Below are 19,224 nucleotides of genomic sequence, written 5' to 3'. Positions count from 1 at the left end.
CATTTCCCGGAGAGGGTGAACATATTGTACGCGATTTTTCATCCCAGTGCTACTTCCAGGCCCGGGCATATTGTACGGGGCAGGGGATTTCTGTGCCCAGGATCTGTGCAGCATGCTGGGGCCAGTATGGCTGCCGGAGCAGTGCACGGCCCAGGCTGATAATATCCGCCTGTTGTTCGGTCAATATTCTCTCTGCCTGTGGGGCTTCGGTTATAAGTCCCACCGCAGCGCAGGGTATTTCCGCTTCCCTGCGGATTGCGGCAGCCATCTCAACCTGGTATCCGGGGGTTATGGTGTGTGGCGCCGAACCGGGCAGAATACCTCCGCTGGAAACATGAATGAAATGCGCCCCTTCCTCTTTGAGGCGGGAGGAGAGGTGGACACTGTCTTCCAGAGACCAACCGCCCTCCAGCCAGTCGCTTGCAGAAATTCTTACCGACAGGATTGCCTTGTTCTTAATTTCGGATTTCAATTCCCGTGCAAGTTCCAGCAGAAACCGCATCCGCTTCTCCCTGTCTCCGCCGTAGCCGTCTGTCCGGGAGTTTGACAGGGGTGAGAGAAAGTTGTGGATAAGATAGCCGTGTGCTGCATGTATTTCGATCAGTTTGTATCCTGCACGGACGGCCCGCCGGGCAGCAAGCATAAAAGCCGTCTGAACTTCCTGAATATCATCGTCAGACATTGCGGCGGGTTTGCGATGATTGGGGGAGTAAGCCCGGATATCCGGTGCTATTATCGGCCAGCCCCCTGTTTCATTGGAGAGAGGGCCATATCCTTCAAAGGGGCGTGCGGTTCCCGCTTTTCTGCCTGCATGGGCAAGTTGTATACCAGGAATGCTGCCGGCTTCTTCAATCTGTTGAGCCAGTGCGCTCAGACCGTGAACCTGATCATCTGACCATATTCCCAAATCTTCGGGAGAAATGCGGCCCCGGGGTTCAACTGCAGTTGCTTCGAGTATTACTGCTGCAGCTCCTCCGATGGCCCTGCTGACATAATGACTGTAATGCCAGGAGCTCACCATTCCCTGAATGGACGAATACTGGCACATGGGAGCCATAATAATTCTATTCTTCAGGGTGATCTCTCCCAGTTTCAATGGGGAAAACAAAAGGGGATTCATGGTGACCTCCGTATTCAGTTTAATCCAGTAGACGGACAAATTCCAAAAATCATAGTGGATGAATGTGTGTCCGGGAAAATAAAAAAAGCCCTGCAGATAGAGAATCTGCAGGGCTTGCAAGAGCGACCGATCGGAATCGAACCGACATCATCAGCTTGGAAGGCTGAGGTAATAGCCGTTATACGACGGTCGCTTGGCACGGCTGTATATGTATAATAGATGGCACCGAACTGTCAACACATTTAGTGAATAAATTTCTTCCTCCTTACTGATTGTGTTATCCAGGAAAATATCCTATGATTCGATCATGGCATCACGAGGCGAGATATACACCACCCGTTCAGATTCTGAGCGGAGAACCTATTTTTTTAATGTAAAAGAAAACCGCAGAGGCGACCTGTTTCTTAATATTGTTGAAAGCAATAAAAAGGATGAAGGGGAAAGTTTCGACCGGCACCAGATAATGGTGTATGAAGAAGATATTAAAGGATTTATGGAAGAGCTGGAAAAAGCCGTGGCCATCGCCAGAAAACGGGAGAGCCTCGCTGAAGCCGCTGCTCCCAAAAAATATAAAACCAAGACCCCTTCAAATCAATCTGGCAAGCCCTCCGGCAGCAGACAAAAGAGCCCCGGCAGCCCGGACACCAAAGCAACCAACCTCCAGAGAAAGAAAGTTTTAAAATTAAAAAAGAAGCGCGACGGCAAAAGCTAAAAAGAGCGGGCTGATTTAGTATTTAAAGCTCTTACGCTGAATTTTAGACGGTCCGTATCTTCGTATTGCTTCTTTGTGAGCCTTTGTTGGATACCCTTTATGCCCGGAAAATCCATAGGCGGGTTCCTCTTTATGATAACTAATCATCCAGCTGTCCCGGGCTACCTTTGCGATAATTGAAGCAGCGCTTATCTGCTCAATGCTGCTGTCTCCCTTTATGACCGACTGGCAATCCCCGTGCAGTGAAGGCGCGTACCCTTCCAGGGAGGTGAAATCCGGCAGGAATTTACCGTCAACCCTAATGCTGAATCGCTGATCTCTCACAGGATCCCCGCTGCTGCCCAGCAAACCGGTCAGCATTTCAGCGAGGGCCCGGTTCATTGCCAGGAGGGTTGCATGATGTATATTCAGCCTGTCAATTTCATCCTGCCACACCCAGCCTGTACCGTAACATTCTGCCTTTCGCCGGATTTCCAGATCCAGCTCGGTGCGTCGTGCCTCGCTGAGTTTCTTGGAGTCTGCGAGTCCGGAAATACCGTGATCCGGGCTAAGAATTACTGCAGATGCAACAACGGGGCCCGCGAGGGGGCCCCGTCCAACTTCATCAATACCGCATATTAATGAGGTATTCATGCTTCTTCCGTTCATGAAACGCTGATCTTTTTTTCCGACTCCCACAGGCCGTGAATATTGCAATAACTTAACGCCTGAATGGTGCCGGATGTCTTGAGTTTAACATCCACTGTGACTGCGGGCTCGGTGAAAGCTGAGCCTTCATTGGCACCTTTCGCGGAAGCGCCGTGTGCGGTGAACTGACTGTCTGCCAACTGAATGGTGAACTTTTCCCCTTCGGGCCGGAAATACACCTGAATCCAAGATATAAAATGTTCGGTGGTATTCGGATGGGGGATCTCTTTGCCCACGCTGGCGGCGATGCTGAATTTCTCCCCGCTTTTCACTGTATCCGGGCATTCGATTACCGGGGCATGTTTCTCCGCCTTCCAATCGGCCGTCTGGATTCCGTCTGCTATTGCCATATAGTCTCCTTCACGGTGGTACGCCGCTTTATGGTATTTCCCCTCGAATAAGAGGGGCTGGTATGCTACTATGGTATCAGGAAACGCCGACGATGGAAAGGAAACTTGACTATGGATGGGCGGGGGTGATATTTTCATGCTCCGAGTCACATATCGGCACCTGTCACATATACGTGGATGCTTCCAGTATTTTGGGGAATCAGCGTATAGATATCACTTCACAAGCGAGCTAACACGTGTTTCTAAAACGAATAGAGATGTTCGGTTTCAAATCTTTTGCAGATAAGACCGAAATTGAGTTTACCAACGGTATATCAGCTCTGCTGGGGCCCAACGGCTGCGGTAAGAGCAATGTGGTCGATGCCATAAAGTGGGTTCTTGGCGAACAGGCCACCCGAAGTCTCCGGGCCGAAAAAATGGAAGATATTATTTTCAACGGCACGGAAGACCGGAAGGCCCTGAATGTTGCCGAAGTCACCCTTACGCTGGAAAACGATGAGGACCTTGTACAGCTGGATGCCCCGGAAATCAGCGTAAAACGCAGACTCTTCAGAAGCGGAGAGAGTGAATATTATCTGAATAACACACCGGTGAAGTTGAAAGAATTGAGAGAACTTTTTCTGGATACGGGAATTGGAAAGTCTGCGTATTCCATTATGGAGCAGGGAAAAATTGACCAGATCCTCTCCACCAAACCGGAAGAACGCCGCTACATCTTCGAGGAAGCTGCAAGCATTACCAAATATAAGGTGAAGGGGCAGGAAGCTGAGCGTAAACTCCGCCGCACCGATGAGAATATCCGCCAGGTTGAGAGCATCCTTTCGGAGGTGAAGCGTTCCTATGACAGCCTGGAAAAGCAGGCAGTGAAAACGGAGCAGTATCATACGCTCAGGGAAAAACGTTTTGAATTGGAACGGGATCTGAACCTGCTGAAATTGCGGGATTACTTCGAAAAAAAAGATCAAAAGACCCGGAATCTGGAAGAGGTCGGCAAAGAGCGGCACGGCATTAAAACCACCATCGATTCCATTAACGAGCACCTGGAAGAAAACCTTGACCAGGTGAATTCCATGGAGAATGAGCTCAACGATTCAAATAAGCGTCTCTATGGATTAACTATCGAAAAGTCCAATCTTTCAAGTCAGCTCAGTATGATTCATGAACGGGTAAGGGAACTGGAAGATAAAATTCAGCAGGATAAAGCCCAGGAACATGCCATCAAAGAAAAGAAAGGCCGCTTGGAGAAAGATCGTGAAGAAAAGCAGAAACAGATTCATGATTACACCAAGCGTCTCACCGAAGTCGGGGAAAACATTGAGGAATTCACCCAAAGCATTAAGACTTCGGAACAGCGGGTGAGTGCCAACGAAAAAGAGGAAAAACGTCTTGAGTTGGAGAATCTTGACTTCGACGTACAGATGTCCAATCTCCAGCAGGATCTTCAGCACCTCACCGATGACATTGTACATGAACTGGATGAACAGCTGAAAAAAGCTTCTGAGAATATCGAAGAGCAGAAAGAGGCTCGGGAAGCACTTCTTGAATCGGTTCATCAGCTTGAAAAACTGATTTCAAGGCAGCGTCAGAATTATCATGATGTAGCCTCTCCGGCAGATCAGGGCGAAGCGGTGGCAGGCATTGTCACCCGGGGACTGGAGGAACTTTCTGAAATTCACGGAAGTATTGCCGAAAGCTTTCAGCGCTACAGTAATGCCGCCCCCAGTTTTATTGAAGATTTTCTGGCCCCTGAAGGTATCATTACCAGAAAGCGTGAAATAGATTCACAGCTTTTGGAACTGAGGAACAATATAGAAAAAAACCGAAACCTCATGACCCAGCTTACAGATGAGAACCGGTCGCTCCAGGAAAAAATCCGGGAATATCGGGGTACGCTCCAGGAATTGTTGGTGAACAAGGAGCGGATGAAGGGGCAAAAGGACGCTGTTCAAAGTGAGAGCGACGGAATTGATCAGCAGATAAACGAATTGGATGCCCGGATTCTGGAAAATCGCCAGAAGATTGCCGAGGATGAAGGCCGTCTCAAGGGACTTGAGGGAAGAATTACCGAGCTGAATAAAGAAAAGGAAGAGCTTTTAAAGCAGGAAAGCAGCCTCCAAAAAGATTTACAAAATCTTGAGAAAGGGATTTCGAGCCGCAATAAAGATCTTTCTAAAAAAGAAAAAGAGCTGCAAAAGCATATGGACCAGCTGGGGAAGGTTCAGGCACGGCATGAGACCCTTCAGATTGCACTTACGGAAATCACCACCGAAATGAAGAATCTCTATACCAATTTCCGTGAACGGTATTCCCGGGATCTGAGTGAGTTTGAAGACAGCATTTATGAGATTCAGTTTAATACCAAGAATATCAGGGAAGAAATCGCTTCGGTGAAGGATCGCTTAAAATCCCTGGGTTCTGTGAACCTGATGGCTATTGAAGAGTTTGCAGAGGTGAAAGAGCGCTTTGATTTCCTCAACGGTCAGCTGGAGGACCTTCAAACTGCAAAGAATGATCTTCAGGAGGTTACCACCCAGATCCGTGACGAATCGGCCCGGCTCTTTCTGGAAACCTATGAACAGATCAAGAAAAATTTCCACTCCATGTTCCGCCGACTGTTCGGCGGAGGCCGGGGGGAGCTCAAGCTCACCGATCCCGACAATGTTCTGGAATCGGGAATTGAAATTTTCGCCCAGCCCCCTGGAAAAAAACTGGAAAACATTACCCTCCTTTCCGGCGGGGAGCGCAGCCTCACAGCCGTCGCCATGCTGTTCGCCACCTATATGGTGAAGCCTTCGCCATTCTGTCTCTTGGATGAGATTGATGCGGCTCTTGATGAAAGTAATGTTGGACGCTTCATTAATATGTTGATGGAGTTCGCCAATACCTCCCAGTTCATAGTAATAACCCATAATAAGAAGACCGTAGCAGGGGCAAGTACCCTTCTGGGAATTACCATGGAAGAGTCAGGGGTTTCCAAGGCGGTATCAATCCGGCTTGGAACAGGAGAAACAGATGAGAAGGTACGAAGCTACCTTGACCGCTGATTTTCGCACCCTATTCCGGCTGCCGGTGGGGGCTGATGTGTTGGGCCGTAGCGTATAATAGGTGAAAAGATGGATGTTCGCGGACTGGAAGACTGGAAAAAACTTATCATTATTATAGGTGCAGCTTCACTTCTGGCTATGATTATTACAATAATCGCAGTACTGGCATCCGGCCCTTCTGGTGAACAGGCAGATGAAAGAGTCACGGATCCGGAAAGAGATCGCCCAATAATGGGCACCATTGAAGAGTTTCGCCTTACGCCCCAGGGCTTCATGTTTCCTCCGGTGGTGGAAGAAATCTGGTACGGCAGCTACAGTCCGCTGCGGGAACGGAAGCTTCAGTGGGGTATGGAAGAATTCAGCCGTTTTTACTATGATCCCCGGGAAATCGGCAGTGAAAATCTCAGAAAGCAAAACCGGAAACTGATAGACAATCTGCTGGAAGAAACTCCTTAGTTTTTCATTCCTCCCTCCGAAAATATAAAAGGGAGGGACAATGACTATACGCAACTCAGCCGTTTGTACCGGCATTTGTCTCACAATACTTTTTACCGGATGCTCAACCACTCAGCAAGTGAATATGGATCAGTTCTCTGCGGATATTTCCGAACCGGAAGCCGCGGAGTCACAACAGATGCCGGAGTCAGGATTCCCGAGGATGAACACCCGTAACCGTGTTGGGGATCCGGCGGTATTGAATACCCTGATGCAGTTACCTAACATCGCCTCTGAAGTTCATGAAACAGGATCAGTTGAAGGCTCTATTCGTCCTGTATCCGTCATTACACCATCTTTTTCAGATCTTACACCTGAGCTCCCTGCGCCCACATTAAAGGAACAATTTCCTGAGGGTAATAAAACCGTCACAGAACAAACAGTTGAAACAATACCTGAAGCAGAGCCTGTGTCCGAACCTGGACAGCTGTCCGAATCTGAACCTGTTTCCGAACCTGAACCTGTTTCCGAACCTGTGCCCGCTCGAACTCCTGATTCCGAACCTGTGCCCGCTCGAACTCCTGATTCCGAAGAATCTGTTTCCCAGGATCCATCGTCACAAGTGCCAGATACAAACACAACAGAAATGGCAACTTCACCGGAACAAATCCCCGCTGCTGTACGATCAGCAAAGGATCCTGAGGGTAATCAGACTAGTTCCGAGACGGGACTTCAATCTTCAAGAATATCTTCCTCGCTCAATGAATCCCAGGCTGTTGAACGGGAATCTGCTGTTGAACAGGGACCTGCTGAAATGGTGGTGAATATTGAAGTGTATTTGGAAGATGGCAATCTTGCCCGCGTACCCCTGGAGGGAAGGGGGTGGGTGTTCACTGAAAGCAGCGGTGATGCAGATTTTGTATCTAAAAAACGGGAGCAGGATCGGGAAGTTTTTGTCTTCACCATTGGCGCCGAGGGCTCTCAAACCCTTCGTTTCCAACGGCAGAATTTAACCCGTGGAAAGGTAGATAGAAAGACTATGGCAATCAGTTTTCTTCCTCCTGAAGATTCTGAAGCAGCAGTCTCCGATCGTCAAAATTCTGATGCTGCCGATGATGGGCTTGTGCCCGCTTCCCGTGTAGATAGTGCTGCCGCGGATCCGTTGATGCCGAATGAATTGGGGCAATTGTCCCGGAGTGATGCGGGTAAAACGCCAGGGGCGTCAGCCTCTGGCTCCGATAACATCCCGGGAACCTTAGGTGCTGATATGAATGATATGTCCCCCGGCGAGCTCGAACAGCTTGCCATGGAAAGTATCCGGAAGAATAATGAGCAGAAAGCCCTTGAGATCTACGAGCTGATATCCGGACAATTTCCCGCGTATGATTATATAGACAGGGTACTATTCCGGCAGGCGCAGTTGCTGGAGAGTCCCGGTACGGTACGGAATATACATCGCTCCCTGGCTTCGTACCGTGAAATTATCAGTCTATTTCCCTTCTCGCCCTTTGAAAATGAAGCCCGGGAGAGGATCAGATACATTGAGCGGAGTTTTATCCGGGTTTTCTGATAGACGGTTTCCAGTCTCTACAGCTCCTTGACATTGAGCTTTACAACAAGTATAAGTAACACTAAATTTTTCTGCGTATTCTCAATCGTTTCTTCGGGAACGATTGGGTATGTGCGGTGTTCAGGGGTGAGCAAATTGTTTGACAGATTGTCAACAACATTTTCAGATCTGTTTCGGCAGATGGGCGGAAAGACCAAGATCAGTGAGAAAAACGTTCAGGATGCGGTGGAGCAGATAAAACTCGCTCTGCTGGAAGCCGACGTAAATCTCCGTGTTGTCCGCCGCTTTGTAAATGCAACCCTGAAAGAGGCTGCCGGCGAACATGTGCTCCGATCGGTGAGCCCTGGGCAGCAATTTGTGAAAATTGTCCATGAGAGGCTCGTACACCTGCTGGGCGATGAAGCTGCTGAACTCAAGCTGAAAGGTCCCGACACCACATCGGTAATTCTGTTACTGGGGCTTCAGGGAAGCGGTAAAACCACTACCGCTTCCAAGCTGGCAGCCCGACTCAAAAAACAGGGGCGCAGGCCTCTGCTCGTTGCAGCAGACCTGGTGCGTCCAGCTGCGGTTGACCAATTGGTTACCCTGGGATCCCAAATTGAAGTGGACGTGCATTCTGAAAAGGGTGCCAAGGATCCGGTGAAAGTAGCTAAAAATGGTCTCAAGCGGGGAAAAAAAGAGCTGTACGATACGGTGATTATCGATACCTCGGGCCGGATGCATGTTGATGCCGATCTCATGAAAGAGATTAAATCGGTATTTCAAGGGGTAAAACCCGATGAAACACTCTTGGTGGCCGATGCAATGACCGGACAACATGCGGTTGATATTGCCAAAAGTTTTGATGAAACCGTTGAACTCAGCGGTGTCATTCTGAGTAAATTCGATTCGGATACCCGTGGCGGTGCGGCATTGTCCCTGAAATCCATTACCGGCAAGCCGGTGAAATTTATCGGGGTGGGTGAAAAAGCCGACGATCTGGAAATCTTTGTTCCCGAGAGGATCGCAAGCCGGATTTTAGGAATGGGCGATGTGGTATCTCTGGTAGAGAAAGCCCAGGAAACCATAGATGAGCAGGAGGCCGTGGATCTTCAAAAGAAGATGGCTTCCAAAAATTTCACCCTGGAAGATTATCTTGACCAATTTTCCCGTATGCGGAAAATGGGTGGACTTGATAAGATCATGGATATGATGCCGGGCATGCAGGGGCAGATGGAGATGGATGAGCAGCAGGAAAAAATGATTGCCCATCAGGAGGCAATAATCCTATCCATGACTCCCAAAGAACGGCAGAATCATTTTATGATCGGTCCCGCTCGCCGAAAACGGATCGCCAGGGGAAGCGGCACTTCGGTGCATCAGGTGAATAAAGTAATAAAAGACTTTGATAAGATGCGGCAGATGATGAAGAAGGCCGCAAAAAACAAGAAATATCAGCAGCAAATGATGAAGCAATTGGGTGTGTAGAGGACCCTCCCTCTCGCGGCAGCATCCATGGGGAGTCCCGTGCTTTATACGCTGTGTAAAAAATAGAAATTAACCTGTTGAAATGGTACAGGATAGATCAGGAGGATATCCGTGAGTGTGAAAATTCGATTGAAGCGATTTGGTTCCAAAAGACGTCCGTATTACCGTATTGTGGTAATGGACTCACGTACAGCCCGGGATGGCCGGGCGATTGAAGAGCTGGGTTTTTATCATCCCATCGAGATGGAAGAAAAGCAGTTGGAAATCAACGAAGAAAAAATCCGTCAGTGGCTGGATAAGGGTGCGCGTCCTTCCCCCACTGTCAGGAAGTTGTTGAACAAGAAAAACTTTCATCTGAAGTAGTCTCTCGCGTAATTTCCTGAAGGAGGAGAGATGCTGATGGAACGAGATTTTGTAGAATATGTAGCCAAGTCCCTGGTTGATGAACCGGAGAACGTCGAAGTAAATGTAATCGAAGGTGAAAAATCCACGATTCTTGAACTCCGAGTTGCCGCGGATGATATCGGTAAGGTAATAGGGAAGAATGGTCGGATTGCAAAAGCTGTCCGGACACTCCTGAATGCCACAGCATCCAAGACCGGTAAGCGGGTTGTTCTGGAAATTTTGGACTGATGAATCCCCGACTGGTAATCGGCCGTGTTCTCGCACCCCACGGTGTGCGGGGAGAAGTGAAGGTGCAGAGCCTTTCCGGAGAAGATGCCCATTTTAAGTCGCTCTCAACGGTGTGGTTGAAAATTGCCAATCGCGAGATCGAAACCCAGGTGCAGTCGGTAAGAGGCGCATTGCCCAATCTGATTATAGCATTTGAAGATGTGCACACGCCGGAACAGGCGGGGAAATTCCGGGGAGCTGAAGTGCTGGCCGAAAGAAGCCGGGCTTCCAGGAAAAAAGACGGTGAGTTCTATTATGCCGATCTGACAGGCTGCAAAATCCTGTATCAGGCTGAGGAAATTGCAGAAGTTAAGTCGGTCTGGAATAACGGTAACTGCCACATGTTTGAATGTGAACGGAAAAATGGAGAAGTGGTTCAAATTCCTTTTCAAAGCAAGTTTATCGGAACGGTTGACATTGACCGGAAGCAGATTGAATTACTTGTGGATTGGATTCTTGAATGAAACTGAAAATTCTGACATTATTCCCTGAAATAATTGAAGGGTTTTTCCAGAGTTCAATAATGGCCAAGACCGTTGAGCGGGGGTTGATTGATTACAAGGTGATCAATTTCCGGGATTACGCGGAAGATAAACATCATACTGCGGATTCCTATCCCTACGGAGGCGGAGCGGGGATGGTTCTTAAATGCGAACCCATTGCCGGAGCGTTAGACGCCGCCCTTGAGTCGGGTGGAAGCCCCTCAAGACGAATTGTGTATCCAAGCCCTTCGGGTACTCAGTTCAACCAGGAAAAAGCTCTGGAACTTGCACAGATGGATGAACTTATATTTATCTGTGGACGGTATGAAGGGTTGGATCAGCGTATTATTGATGAATATGTTGACGAAGAAATTTCAGTGGGTGATTATGTGCTTTCCTCCGGAGAGGTGGGAAGTCTGGTAATCATTGATGCGGTGTACCGGCTTCTTGACGGTGTAATCAACAGCGAATCGCTGCTTGAGGAAAGTCATGAAGACGGGGTGCTTGAGTATCCCCACTACACCCGTCCTGAGGAATTCAGGGGCAGATCTGTCCCTCCGGTTCTTCTTTCAGGACATCATGAAAAGATCCGCATATGGCGGCGCATACAGGGCTTAAAAAAGACCCTGAGAAACCGCCCGGATCTCTTGAGGAACCGGAAATTATCAAAGGAAGATGAAAAGCTTCTTTCTGAAATAGAGCAGGAGGATGATCATGGATCTGATTAAAGCAATTGAGAGCGAACAAATTCGTGATGTTGCGGAATTTCATATCGGCGATACGGTAAAAGTACATTACCGGATTGTTGAGGGAAAAACTGAGCGTACGCAGGTATATGAAGGTACAGTAATTGCCCGGAATAATTCCGGTGCATCGGAAACCTTCACTGTACGGAAAATGTCCTACGGTGTGGGTGTGGAGAGGGTTTTTCCCCTTCATTCCCCGAGAATTGAGAAGATAGAAATGGCTCGACGGGGACGGGTACGCCGTTCCAAGCTGTATTATCTGCGCAGCCGCAGAGGTAAAGCCGCCAAAGTTCGGGAGCTTATCAAGAAAAAATCTGCAGCCAAGGAAGCATAGGGGGGCACCCCAATGGCAGCCGCTGCAGGCGGTCTACCGCCGAACAATCAGTTTTCTCAAACAGTTTTTACTGTTACGGCCAGGATATCCCCTGGCCTTTTTCGTTTAAACCTTGACGGTAAGGGCATAACAGCCCGTACAGCCCTGGACCTGACTCCGGGAAAGCAGTATCAGGGACAGTTCAGGCAGATCGGACCTGACACAATTCTCCAGATCCAGCGTACATCCACCGATGCTTCGGGTGTACCCCATCTTATCCAGCAATACCGGGAGAAAGCAGACGTACCCGATAATCTGCTCAGCAGAATCATTCTGGGACAAATGGTGCAGCAACAGCGGCCGTTCCAGGCGGGAGCCTTCCGACAGCTTTACCTTCAGCTTCAGTGGTTGTATCCCCAGATATCAAATTCCGGCGAGCCAAGGGAACCTCGGCAACTGCCGGGAATTGCATTTCCGAAATTGCTTGAAGCCGCCCGGTTCGTCAGCATCATGCAGGATAAGGGACTGAGTTTTTCCGATGATCAGCTAAAAATGTTTCTTCGGGCAATGGGGGTGTTGCCGGAAATCCGTCATACCGAACCCGATGCTGGAAGATCGGGAGGTGAAAAATCTGAATCAGGCGGCGAACATGGATCCGGGAATCATTCCCGGGAGAATTCCCAGGGAGGTGAATATTCCGGAAAGGATGGAGAGAGGCATCAGGAGAGCCGGGATGAAGAACTGTGGAATTTGGTTCAACAATTCAATGCGTCTTCTGCCGGTGTTGGAACGGGAAGCAGATCCGGTGTTTCAAAAAATGCGGCCTGGATGATCATCCCTCTGGCCAATCGGGATAATCCTGAACAGCGGGGCTTTCTGCGATATAATTCTGCCGATAAAGATGAGGCTGTAAGTGTGCGGGTGGGGGAATGGTTTTTTGCCTGGTATGAAAATGAACGGGGCACCATGTATTTTCAATTTCCGGGAGAATCGGAGGGATTCGTTGCATCTGAACACGTTTACCCCGCAAAAAACGTGTCATTCATTAAAGATCAATTGAAAAAAACTCTCAAAGGATTTACTTTTAATGAGGTGATGGAATTATCAGAGCTTATGGATTCTGATGGATTTTCTCTCAGCAGCGGAATGGAAAATATTTTTATCCGACGAAGTTCCGATTGATTTTGATTTGGGGACTGGTTACATGTACCAAGATATACGACCCTTTTACGGAAGAGCATCCGGGCGGACCGGGAAACGGCAGGCAGTGGCTCTCTACTATCGAAGGGATTTGCCCGCCCCCCTTATTCTCGCCCGGGGAAGCGGATATCTTGCGGATAAAATCCTGGCCTCAGCAGAATTGGCTGATGTGCCGATAATAAAAGACAGTACTGTGTCCGGGATGCTTATTCATCTGGATGTGGGCCAGATAATACCGGAGAGCTGCTATGAAATAACGGCTGAATTATTCCGGTTTGTACAAAAAATAGATAGAAAGGGTCGTTGATGAAGGAAATTTCCGTAGATAGTTTAGAAGCTGGAATGAAATTTACCGAACCGCTGTATATGGACGCTGATAATATCATTGTTCCCGCCAAGGTTCCCCTGAAGGAAAAGGACATCCAGCGGCTGAAGCGCTGGAAAATCCCGGCAGTCCAGACAGAGGGCGAACAAATCAGTGAAGACACTGAAGATGAACCCAAGGGCTTTCACGGAATGATCCAGATGGCTTTCACATCCCCTTCACAGAAAGAGGTAACCAAACTCTACACACGCTATTCTCAGAAATATGCTGAGTTCATGACAGATATAGAAAACAGAACTCCACCCGACAGCATAGATATCAAAGACCTTATAGATAAGATTTTGGAGCTTCTTCAGGAACATAAGGAAGATGTAATACAGTACATCCTGTACGGTAAGCAGGGTGAATCCAATTCCGCGGAAAATGCGGTGAACGCCACAATTTTATCCATCCTTATCGGGCAGGAGATGAATCTGGTTTCCCATAAAATTCATCAATTGGCCGCCAGCGCCCTCCTGCGGGACTGTGGCATGCTGAGGATTCCTGTGGAAATCAGAAATAAAAAAGGGAAATTGAGTAAGGACGAGCTTCAGCAGATCCGCACCCATCCTGTCCATTCCTACCGTATTATTACCAAGGAAATTGGTTTTTCTGAAGATGTGGGAATTCCCGCCATGCAGCACCAGGAGCGCTGGGACGGGCAGGGGTATCCGAAAAATTTAAAGGGAAACGCAATTTCATTACATGCACGAATAATCTCCGTTGCAGATGCCTTTGAGGCCATGGTAAGCGAACGGCCCCACAGAAATGCAATGATCGGGTACACCGCCATGCGCACCATACTCAGTGATAACGGACGTCGATTCGACCCGGATATTCTGAAAATTTTTATCCGAACCCTGGGAATTTATCCAATCGGATCAATAGTACTCCTCAATAATTCCTGTATTGGAAGGGTGGTGAAACACAAGCCCGATGCTCCCCTTCGCCCCCGAATTAAAGTCATGATTGATGAAGAAGGAACCGCACATTTCCAGGATGATGGAGAAATAATCGATCTGGCGGAGTCCACAAAAATATTCATTGCAAAGGCGGTGGACCCCAAGACGGTACAGGAAAAAAGCTGAAATAGTCCGCCATTCATTCAAGCAGTGCTCTCTTTCTACCAGTAGTGAATTCGATGAACAATCATCGTTTTCGAAATTCTTCGAGTTCTGCAATAGGTATTCTGGGTGAGCGTATGTGTGCGGGATTTCTCGGAAAGCGTGGCTGGAAAATTCTTGAACAAAACATCAACTCTCCGTGGGGGGAGGTCGATATTATATGTGAGAGGCAAGGATGCCTCTGGGCGGTTGAAGTCAAAACCCGATGGAGTTTTGATGACCACTGGATGCCTGGAATCGTGAGCCGCAAACAGCTGCGGCGAATTCGCAGAAGTCTTGAATGGTATGCAAGGGAATGCAGATCCTCAGACTTTACTCAACTTCGGGTGTATCTGGCGCTTGTCATTATTTCCACTGGTAAAATCCAATTCTTTTCAACTGCTCCTTAAGGAATAGGAAGATCATGGAAGATCGAATTGTCTTTAAGGACCGGGATTCACGGCTGGAAGTTCTCAAAGAGAAAATCCGGGACCCAAGGTATCTGCAGTATGCGGTGCAGCGAATTGCAGGAAATCTTACCGAGGAGTACTACAGCCGTACGCAGCAGAATGAGACCCAGTCCAAATAACAGCAAAGGCCGTTATACGGCATCTTAAAATCGTTTTTGAATCTCAATTCCGGCAATTAATTCAGCCAGCGATAGTGCGGCGTATTTTTGTCGGCGGCTGGTTCCTCTTTCCATTACCCCAAGTATCTGTTCAAACAACTGCTCGCTCTTCATGGACCATGTCCTTTCATGCATGGAACGCACGGCGGCGAGAATACTGTCGATCAGGGCCCCGTCTCGGTGGCGCAAAAGTGCGTTTTGAAGATGTCGGGTGAAATATTCGCTTCGTAACTCGTTAAAAGGAGGGGCAATTTCTTCATATACCCGGAAAAGCTGCCGGAGTACCACAGGATCCCCCTCCAATTCCAGAATATTATCCGCTGCACTGAGGCTGTACTCTCCGCCGATAAATTCAAGAATTTCAATAGCTTTGATCCGCTGCGGAACGTCGGCTCCCCGGGGCGAGGAACCCGCTGAGACCCGTCTGTAGGGGCTCAGAGCGATCCGTTGTATTAAAGATATGCTCACCCTGTCACCGGCGCTGATGACGCCGTCTGCAGCCTGCCTGGCCAGATAATCCAGAGCCTGATTGTACATCGGAGAGGTATCCCGGGAAATGTCGGTGGCGGCATCGATCCACATAACCTCCTCCCGGGAAAGCTGGGGCACTTCCAGGGGTATCCACTGAATATCCTCAACCTGCGCGTTGAGAGAAAAGGCAGAACAGAAAAAGCACAGGACTGCAGCATACACCATGCAGCGGGAGAAAAGGAAAAGATGAACCGGGGAGGAGTCGCTGTGGGAAGCTCGTGGCGGCCGCAGCCGGAGACGGAAACTCTGCATTATCTTCAATAGTACTATGCAAACATTTTCTTGACCATAGCGGGCATTGAACCTATGATTAGCGGGTATGAAAAAAGCGTTATTTCCCGGATCATTCGATCCGCCCACCCACGGACATCTGAATATTATTCATCGGGCCATGGAAGTATTCGATGAAATTCACGTGGTAATCGCAGTGAATCCTCAAAAAAATTATGCATTTACCGCGGAGGAACGCTTCCAAATGATCAAAACCCTCACCGAGGATTTTGATAACGTATATGTGCATCTCTGGGACCGTCTTATTGTGGAGTTTGCCGATAAAATCGGTGCCAAAGTGCTCTTGAGGGGCGTGCGGGCACTGGCGGATTTTAATTATGAGTTCGAATTGTCCATGATGAATAAAGGACTGAACGCCCGGGTTGAAACCCTCTTTATGCCCACCGACCCCCAGTATTTTGTTCTCCGCTCCTCAGCAATCCGCGAACTGGTACGGCTTGGAGGGGACATTACTTCAATGGTTCCAGGACCGATAATTGGGCAGGTAACCGAACGCTTCTCGGGTAAAAATTCCTGAATCTAATTCGATTATTTTGTGTTTTTGTATTTACATGATGCGGTCATTCAGGGTAAATTGAACATCGTTCAAGTTAACTTGACAAAAGGTACACCATCATGTAAGTTCTCATGAATTAAATAATAAGTGAGGATGAGTTACTATGGCTGTACCCAAGAAACGGGCATCAAAGGCCAGGACACGCAGACATCATTCAATCAACCGGAAGCTTACGGTTGCGAATCTCGTTGAATGCGATAACTGCGGCGCCAAAAAGATGCCTCATCGTGTATGTCCTAAATGCGGTTTTTACCGAGGCAAACAAGTAATTGAACCGGATACACTTTCCTAAACCGTGAATCCGGTTACATGATTGCGCTGAACCCCGGAAATCAAATATGATTCACCGGGGACGGCATGATCAAAGCAACAAATTATGGAGGGTTCCATGGACGAACTGTTCGAGAAGATGAAGAAACTCATTGCGGATAAGCTGGAAGTAGAAGAAAGCAAGATTACACCAGAATCTTCCTTTCGGCAGGATCTTGGTGCTGACAGTCTCGATACATACGAGCTGGTATACGCCATCGAAGAAGAGATGGGAATTACCATCCCTGACGAAAAAGCAAACGAATTCGAAACCGTAAAAGACGCTCTTGATTTTATCCAGTCACAGCAGAATGGCTAAGAGTGATCTTTCCCAAAGATGGTGAGGCTCAACGGGCTCCGTTGATTTCGCCGGAACGGAAAAAAGAGCTGCAGCTGTTTGAAAGACATGCTGGAACAAGGTTCAGAAGACAAGATCTTCTGAACCTTGCTTTTTCTCACCGCTCCTATGCGAATGAAAGCCGGTCCGATGTTGCCAATAACGAGAAGCTCGAATTCCTCGGGGATTCGGTTCTCGGGCTTGTCGTAGCTGAATATCTTTATCAGCTGCTGCCTGAAGAGGAAGAGGGGCGGCTGGCAAAGATAAAATCCTTTGTGGTTTCAGAAGACAGCCTGGCGGATATCGCGCGCTACCTGAAGATCGATAATTTTATACTCATTGGAAAAGGGGAGGAGTACTCCGGAGGGCGCTCAAAAAAAGCGATTCTTGCGGATGCTCTGGAAGCCGTTATCGGCGCACTTTTTCTCGATTCGGGTTTTAAATCAGCCAAAAAATTTATTCTCAGGTATTTTGTACCTGAAATAAATAAAGTGCTGGAAAACAGGCACCGGAAAGATTACAAAACCCTGCTTCAGGAATATCTGCAGAAACATCACAAGGTGTACCCACGATATCAGCTGGTCAAAAAGACAGGCCCCGACCACGCAAAGGTATTCTGGATGGAGGTTCAGGTTCTGGAGGACAGTTTCGGCCCCGGCAAGGGTCGGAATAAAAAAGAGGCCGAACAAAAGGCCGCAGAACTTGCCTACAGACATTTTCATCCAGATACCTGATTCCTCAACATCAGTACACATAAACAGACTGGATATGAGCGTTGATCCGGCGGTACTGCAGCGCATACGCAGTTCCGCCGCTTTCTGATTATCAATTATCTTCTTTCAGAGGCATTATTCTTTCCATGTAGTAATTAGCAGCAAGAGTCAGTAATTGTCCACGATTGTTCATTGAAGGATCATCCAGTACCGCTTCAAGTAAATACTCCAGCACTTGTTTCATTTCTCTGGACTTAGGGATTCCTGCGTTCTCATGAAGAATGTTGCCGTTTATATCCAAATCGGCAATGGAGAGGGCAGACTGTTCCTGCAGCAATGTTCCCACCCGTTTTCGCATCTCATTCAGCCAGGAAACCACGGGGGGCTGGAGGGGGCTGCCGTCCTGCCGCTGATCATGGAATGGACCGGATTTGCCTGCAATATCTGCCGTCTTGAGATCAAGGAGATCTAAGATGCTATCCCGTCCCACACGGCTCATAAAGCGCCTGATGCTTTTATCTGAGTCTTCTCCCCGAACCTGAAACATATGATGAACGATGAGATGGTGCACCTTTTTTTCAAAAGCTCTGGGATATTTAAGTCTATTGCAGATAATGCTGGCCATTTCCGCAGAGCGTTTTTCATGACCGGGATACGAGATTTCCCCTCCGGGTGTTTCGCTCTGCGTCCCGGGCTTTCCTATGTCGTGAAGCAGGGCAGCAAATCGGATTTCAAGACTGTGAACAGGTGCATAATCGCAACAACAGAGAAGATGATCAAAAAGATCCCGGGAACCCGGCATGCTGTCCTGTGAAAAATTCCTACAGCCGTGAAGTTCAGGGAGGAACAATTCAAGTACGCCCAGCTCTTCGGCGACGGCTAATCCCCTGCTGGGCCGGGGGGAAAACAATATTTTATTAAATTCATCCCGGATCCGCTCAACAGATACCTGATTGATGAAGTCCAGGCGGGAACGCATTCCAATGAACGTTTCATCCTCAATTGAAAAATTGAGGGCAGAGGCAAATCGGATTCCCCGGATAATCCGTAACCCATCTTCTGAAAACCTGAGAAGAGGGTCTCCCACCGTTCTGATAATGCCGCTTTTAAGATCCTGCTTCCCGCCGTGGGGGTCAAGAAGCTGATGAGTACGAAGGTTGTAGGCCATGGCATTGATGGTAAAATCTCTACGCTTCAAATCCTCATAAATGTTTGAAGTATATTCCACACTGTCGGGTCTGCGGGAGTCACTGTAGCTACCGTCAATTCGGTAGGTAGTGACCTCGTAGTTCTCCCCTTTGAAGCGAATGGTTACCGTTCCATGCTGAATCCCTGTGGGTATGACATGATGGAAAAGCTTCATAATCGTTTGAGGCTGTGCATCGCTGGCTAAATCCCAATCCTCGGGTGGACGTCCCAGCACGATATTCCGCACCGCACCTCCGACCAGATATAACTCGTGACCCGCTGCCCGGAATATGCGTTCAATACTGTAAAGGTTTTTTGGTATGTAGGTTTTCACCCAACAGACTATACAAAAAAAAACCGGTCCCATAAAGATGGGAGCCGGTTTTCCTGATTTCCTTCGGTAAAA

The 19,224-nt window shown here is 48.3% G+C and carries 25 protein-coding genes and 1 tRNA gene; 19 read left to right on the top strand and 7 right to left on the bottom strand.

Annotation, left to right across the window (positions count from 1 at the left end; translation table 11 throughout):
* Positions 1 to 49 precede the first annotated feature (49 nt).
* Entirely contained in the window at positions 50 to 1,120 is a 1,071-nt protein-coding gene (locus AC52PS_RS10910; RefSeq protein WP_495563093.1) for an NADH:flavin oxidoreductase/NADH oxidase, read from the bottom strand.
* Positions 1,121 to 1,241: 121 nt separating this feature from the next.
* Positions 1,242 to 1,313, bottom strand: a tRNA-Gly gene (locus tag AC52PS_RS10905).
* Between the two features lie 114 nt (positions 1,314 to 1,427).
* Here AC52PS_RS10905 and AC52PS_RS10900 point away from each other — a divergent pair.
* Positions 1,428 to 1,832 (top strand): DUF3276 family protein, encoded by a 405-nt coding sequence (locus AC52PS_RS10900; protein ID WP_495563092.1) that lies wholly within the window; start codon positions 1,428 to 1,430, stop codon positions 1,830 to 1,832.
* 15 nt (positions 1,833 to 1,847) lie between these two features.
* On the opposite strand, the gene rnhB is transcribed toward AC52PS_RS10900, so the two are convergent.
* Together rnhB and AC52PS_RS10890 are read right to left on the bottom strand one after the other, a co-directional pair.
* Positions 1,848 to 2,465 carry a ribonuclease HII gene (gene rnhB, locus AC52PS_RS10895; protein WP_495563091.1) on the bottom strand — a complete coding sequence of 206 codons (618 nt, stop codon included), beginning with the start codon at positions 2,463 to 2,465 and terminating at the stop codon, positions 1,848 to 1,850.
* Between the two features lie 11 nt (positions 2,466 to 2,476).
* Positions 2,477 to 2,869 carry a class II SORL domain-containing protein gene (locus tag AC52PS_RS10890; protein WP_495563090.1) on the bottom strand — a complete coding sequence of 131 codons (393 nt, stop codon included), beginning with the start codon at positions 2,867 to 2,869 and terminating at the stop codon, positions 2,477 to 2,479.
* A gap of 236 nt (positions 2,870 to 3,105) precedes the next feature.
* On the opposite strand from AC52PS_RS10890, the gene AC52PS_RS10885 reads away from it, so the two are divergent.
* Positions 3,106 to 5,913, top strand: a complete 2,808-nt coding sequence (locus AC52PS_RS10885; RefSeq protein ID WP_495563089.1) for a chromosome segregation SMC family protein — start codon at positions 3,106 to 3,108, stop codon at positions 5,911 to 5,913.
* 69 nt (positions 5,914 to 5,982) lie between these two features.
* Positions 5,983 to 6,369, top strand: coding sequence for a hypothetical protein (locus AC52PS_RS10880; RefSeq protein WP_495563088.1), 387 nt, complete (start codon positions 5,983 to 5,985; stop codon positions 6,367 to 6,369).
* Positions 6,370 to 6,776: 407 nt separating this feature from the next.
* Here AC52PS_RS10880 and AC52PS_RS10875 read toward each other — a convergent pair whose 3' ends face one another.
* A complete protein-coding gene (locus tag AC52PS_RS10875; RefSeq protein ID WP_495563087.1) occupies positions 6,777 to 6,962 on the bottom strand; it encodes a hypothetical protein in 186 nt (61 codons plus the stop codon).
* Positions 6,963 to 6,994: 32 nt separating this feature from the next.
* On the opposite strand from AC52PS_RS10875, the gene AC52PS_RS10870 reads away from it, so the two are divergent.
* The 12 genes from AC52PS_RS10870 (at position 6,995) to AC52PS_RS10815 (ending at position 14,854) form a co-directional block, all read left to right on the top strand.
* Complete coding sequence (locus AC52PS_RS10870) at positions 6,995 to 7,918, top strand: tetratricopeptide repeat protein (protein ID WP_495563086.1); 924 nt, start codon at positions 6,995 to 6,997, stop codon at positions 7,916 to 7,918.
* Between the two features lie 135 nt (positions 7,919 to 8,053).
* Complete coding sequence (gene ffh / locus AC52PS_RS10865; RefSeq protein ID WP_495563140.1) at positions 8,054 to 9,385, top strand: signal recognition particle protein; 1,332 nt, start codon at positions 8,054 to 8,056, stop codon at positions 9,383 to 9,385.
* A 111-nt stretch (positions 9,386 to 9,496) separates the two neighbouring features.
* A complete protein-coding gene (rpsP, locus tag AC52PS_RS10860; protein WP_495563085.1) occupies positions 9,497 to 9,748 on the top strand; it encodes a 30S ribosomal protein S16 in 252 nt (83 codons plus the stop codon).
* Positions 9,749 to 9,784: 36 nt separating this feature from the next.
* Positions 9,785 to 10,018 carry a KH domain-containing protein gene (locus AC52PS_RS10855; protein ID WP_495563139.1) on the top strand — a complete coding sequence of 78 codons (234 nt, stop codon included), beginning with the start codon at positions 9,785 to 9,787 and terminating at the stop codon, positions 10,016 to 10,018.
* Positions 10,018 to 10,521, top strand: coding sequence for a ribosome maturation factor RimM (rimM, locus tag AC52PS_RS10850; RefSeq protein WP_495563084.1), 504 nt, complete (start codon positions 10,018 to 10,020; stop codon positions 10,519 to 10,521). Before AC52PS_RS10855 ends, rimM begins: the two co-directional genes overlap by 1 nt.
* Positions 10,518 to 11,267, top strand: a complete 750-nt coding sequence (trmD, locus tag AC52PS_RS10845; protein WP_495563083.1) for a tRNA (guanosine(37)-N1)-methyltransferase TrmD — start codon at positions 10,518 to 10,520, stop codon at positions 11,265 to 11,267. Before rimM ends, trmD begins: the two co-directional genes overlap by 4 nt.
* On the top strand, positions 11,254 to 11,619 hold the full coding sequence (gene rplS, locus AC52PS_RS10840; protein ID WP_495563082.1) for a 50S ribosomal protein L19: 366 nt from the start codon (positions 11,254 to 11,256) through the stop codon (positions 11,617 to 11,619). Before trmD ends, rplS begins: the two co-directional genes overlap by 14 nt.
* 12 nt (positions 11,620 to 11,631) lie before the next feature.
* Complete coding sequence (locus AC52PS_RS10835) at positions 11,632 to 12,780, top strand: hypothetical protein (RefSeq protein ID WP_495563081.1); 1,149 nt, start codon at positions 11,632 to 11,634, stop codon at positions 12,778 to 12,780.
* Positions 12,781 to 12,802: 22 nt separating this feature from the next.
* Positions 12,803 to 13,105, top strand: coding sequence for an EscU/YscU/HrcU family type III secretion system export apparatus switch protein (locus AC52PS_RS10830; protein WP_495563080.1), 303 nt, complete (start codon positions 12,803 to 12,805; stop codon positions 13,103 to 13,105).
* Positions 13,106 to 13,140: 35 nt separating this feature from the next.
* Positions 13,141 to 14,250 (top strand): HD-GYP domain-containing protein, encoded by a 1,110-nt coding sequence (locus AC52PS_RS10825; protein ID WP_495563079.1) that lies wholly within the window; start codon positions 13,141 to 13,143, stop codon positions 14,248 to 14,250.
* A 53-nt stretch (positions 14,251 to 14,303) separates the two neighbouring features.
* Entirely contained in the window at positions 14,304 to 14,675 is a 372-nt protein-coding gene (locus tag AC52PS_RS10820; protein WP_495563078.1) for a YraN family protein, read from the top strand.
* Between the two features lie 14 nt (positions 14,676 to 14,689).
* A complete protein-coding gene (locus AC52PS_RS10815; protein ID WP_495563077.1) occupies positions 14,690 to 14,854 on the top strand; it encodes a hypothetical protein in 165 nt (54 codons plus the stop codon).
* 24 nt (positions 14,855 to 14,878) lie between these two features.
* Here AC52PS_RS10815 and AC52PS_RS10810 read toward each other — a convergent pair whose 3' ends face one another.
* Positions 14,879 to 15,676: a hypothetical protein gene (locus AC52PS_RS10810; RefSeq protein WP_495563076.1), complete on the bottom strand. Its 798-nt coding sequence runs from the start codon at positions 15,674 to 15,676 to the stop codon at positions 14,879 to 14,881.
* Positions 15,677 to 15,743: 67 nt separating this feature from the next.
* Here AC52PS_RS10810 and coaD point away from each other — a divergent pair, with 67 nt between their 5' ends.
* From coaD to rnc, 4 genes are all read left to right on the top strand, one after another.
* Complete coding sequence (gene coaD, locus AC52PS_RS10805; protein ID WP_495563075.1) at positions 15,744 to 16,232, top strand: pantetheine-phosphate adenylyltransferase; 489 nt, start codon at positions 15,744 to 15,746, stop codon at positions 16,230 to 16,232.
* A 142-nt stretch (positions 16,233 to 16,374) separates the two neighbouring features.
* Positions 16,375 to 16,563, top strand: coding sequence for a 50S ribosomal protein L32 (gene rpmF, locus AC52PS_RS10800; RefSeq protein WP_081719535.1), 189 nt, complete (start codon positions 16,375 to 16,377; stop codon positions 16,561 to 16,563).
* A gap of 96 nt (positions 16,564 to 16,659) precedes the next feature.
* Positions 16,660 to 16,899: an acyl carrier protein gene (gene acpP, locus AC52PS_RS10795; protein WP_024268050.1), complete on the top strand. Its 240-nt coding sequence runs from the start codon at positions 16,660 to 16,662 to the stop codon at positions 16,897 to 16,899.
* A gap of 2 nt (positions 16,900 to 16,901) precedes the next feature.
* Positions 16,902 to 17,651, top strand: a complete 750-nt coding sequence (rnc, locus tag AC52PS_RS10790) for a ribonuclease III (protein ID WP_495563074.1) — start codon at positions 16,902 to 16,904, stop codon at positions 17,649 to 17,651.
* Between the two features lie 91 nt (positions 17,652 to 17,742).
* Here the strand turns inward: rnc and AC52PS_RS10785 are convergent, their stop codons facing one another.
* Entirely contained in the window at positions 17,743 to 19,152 is a 1,410-nt protein-coding gene (locus tag AC52PS_RS10785) for a CCA tRNA nucleotidyltransferase (RefSeq protein ID WP_495563073.1), read from the bottom strand.
* Positions 19,153 to 19,224: the final 72 nt, after the last annotated feature.

This window comes from Salinispira sp. (assembly GCF_059431795.1).
Note: the sequence above shows the minus strand (reverse complement) of the source record. Positions and strands in the feature narration are given on the sequence as shown.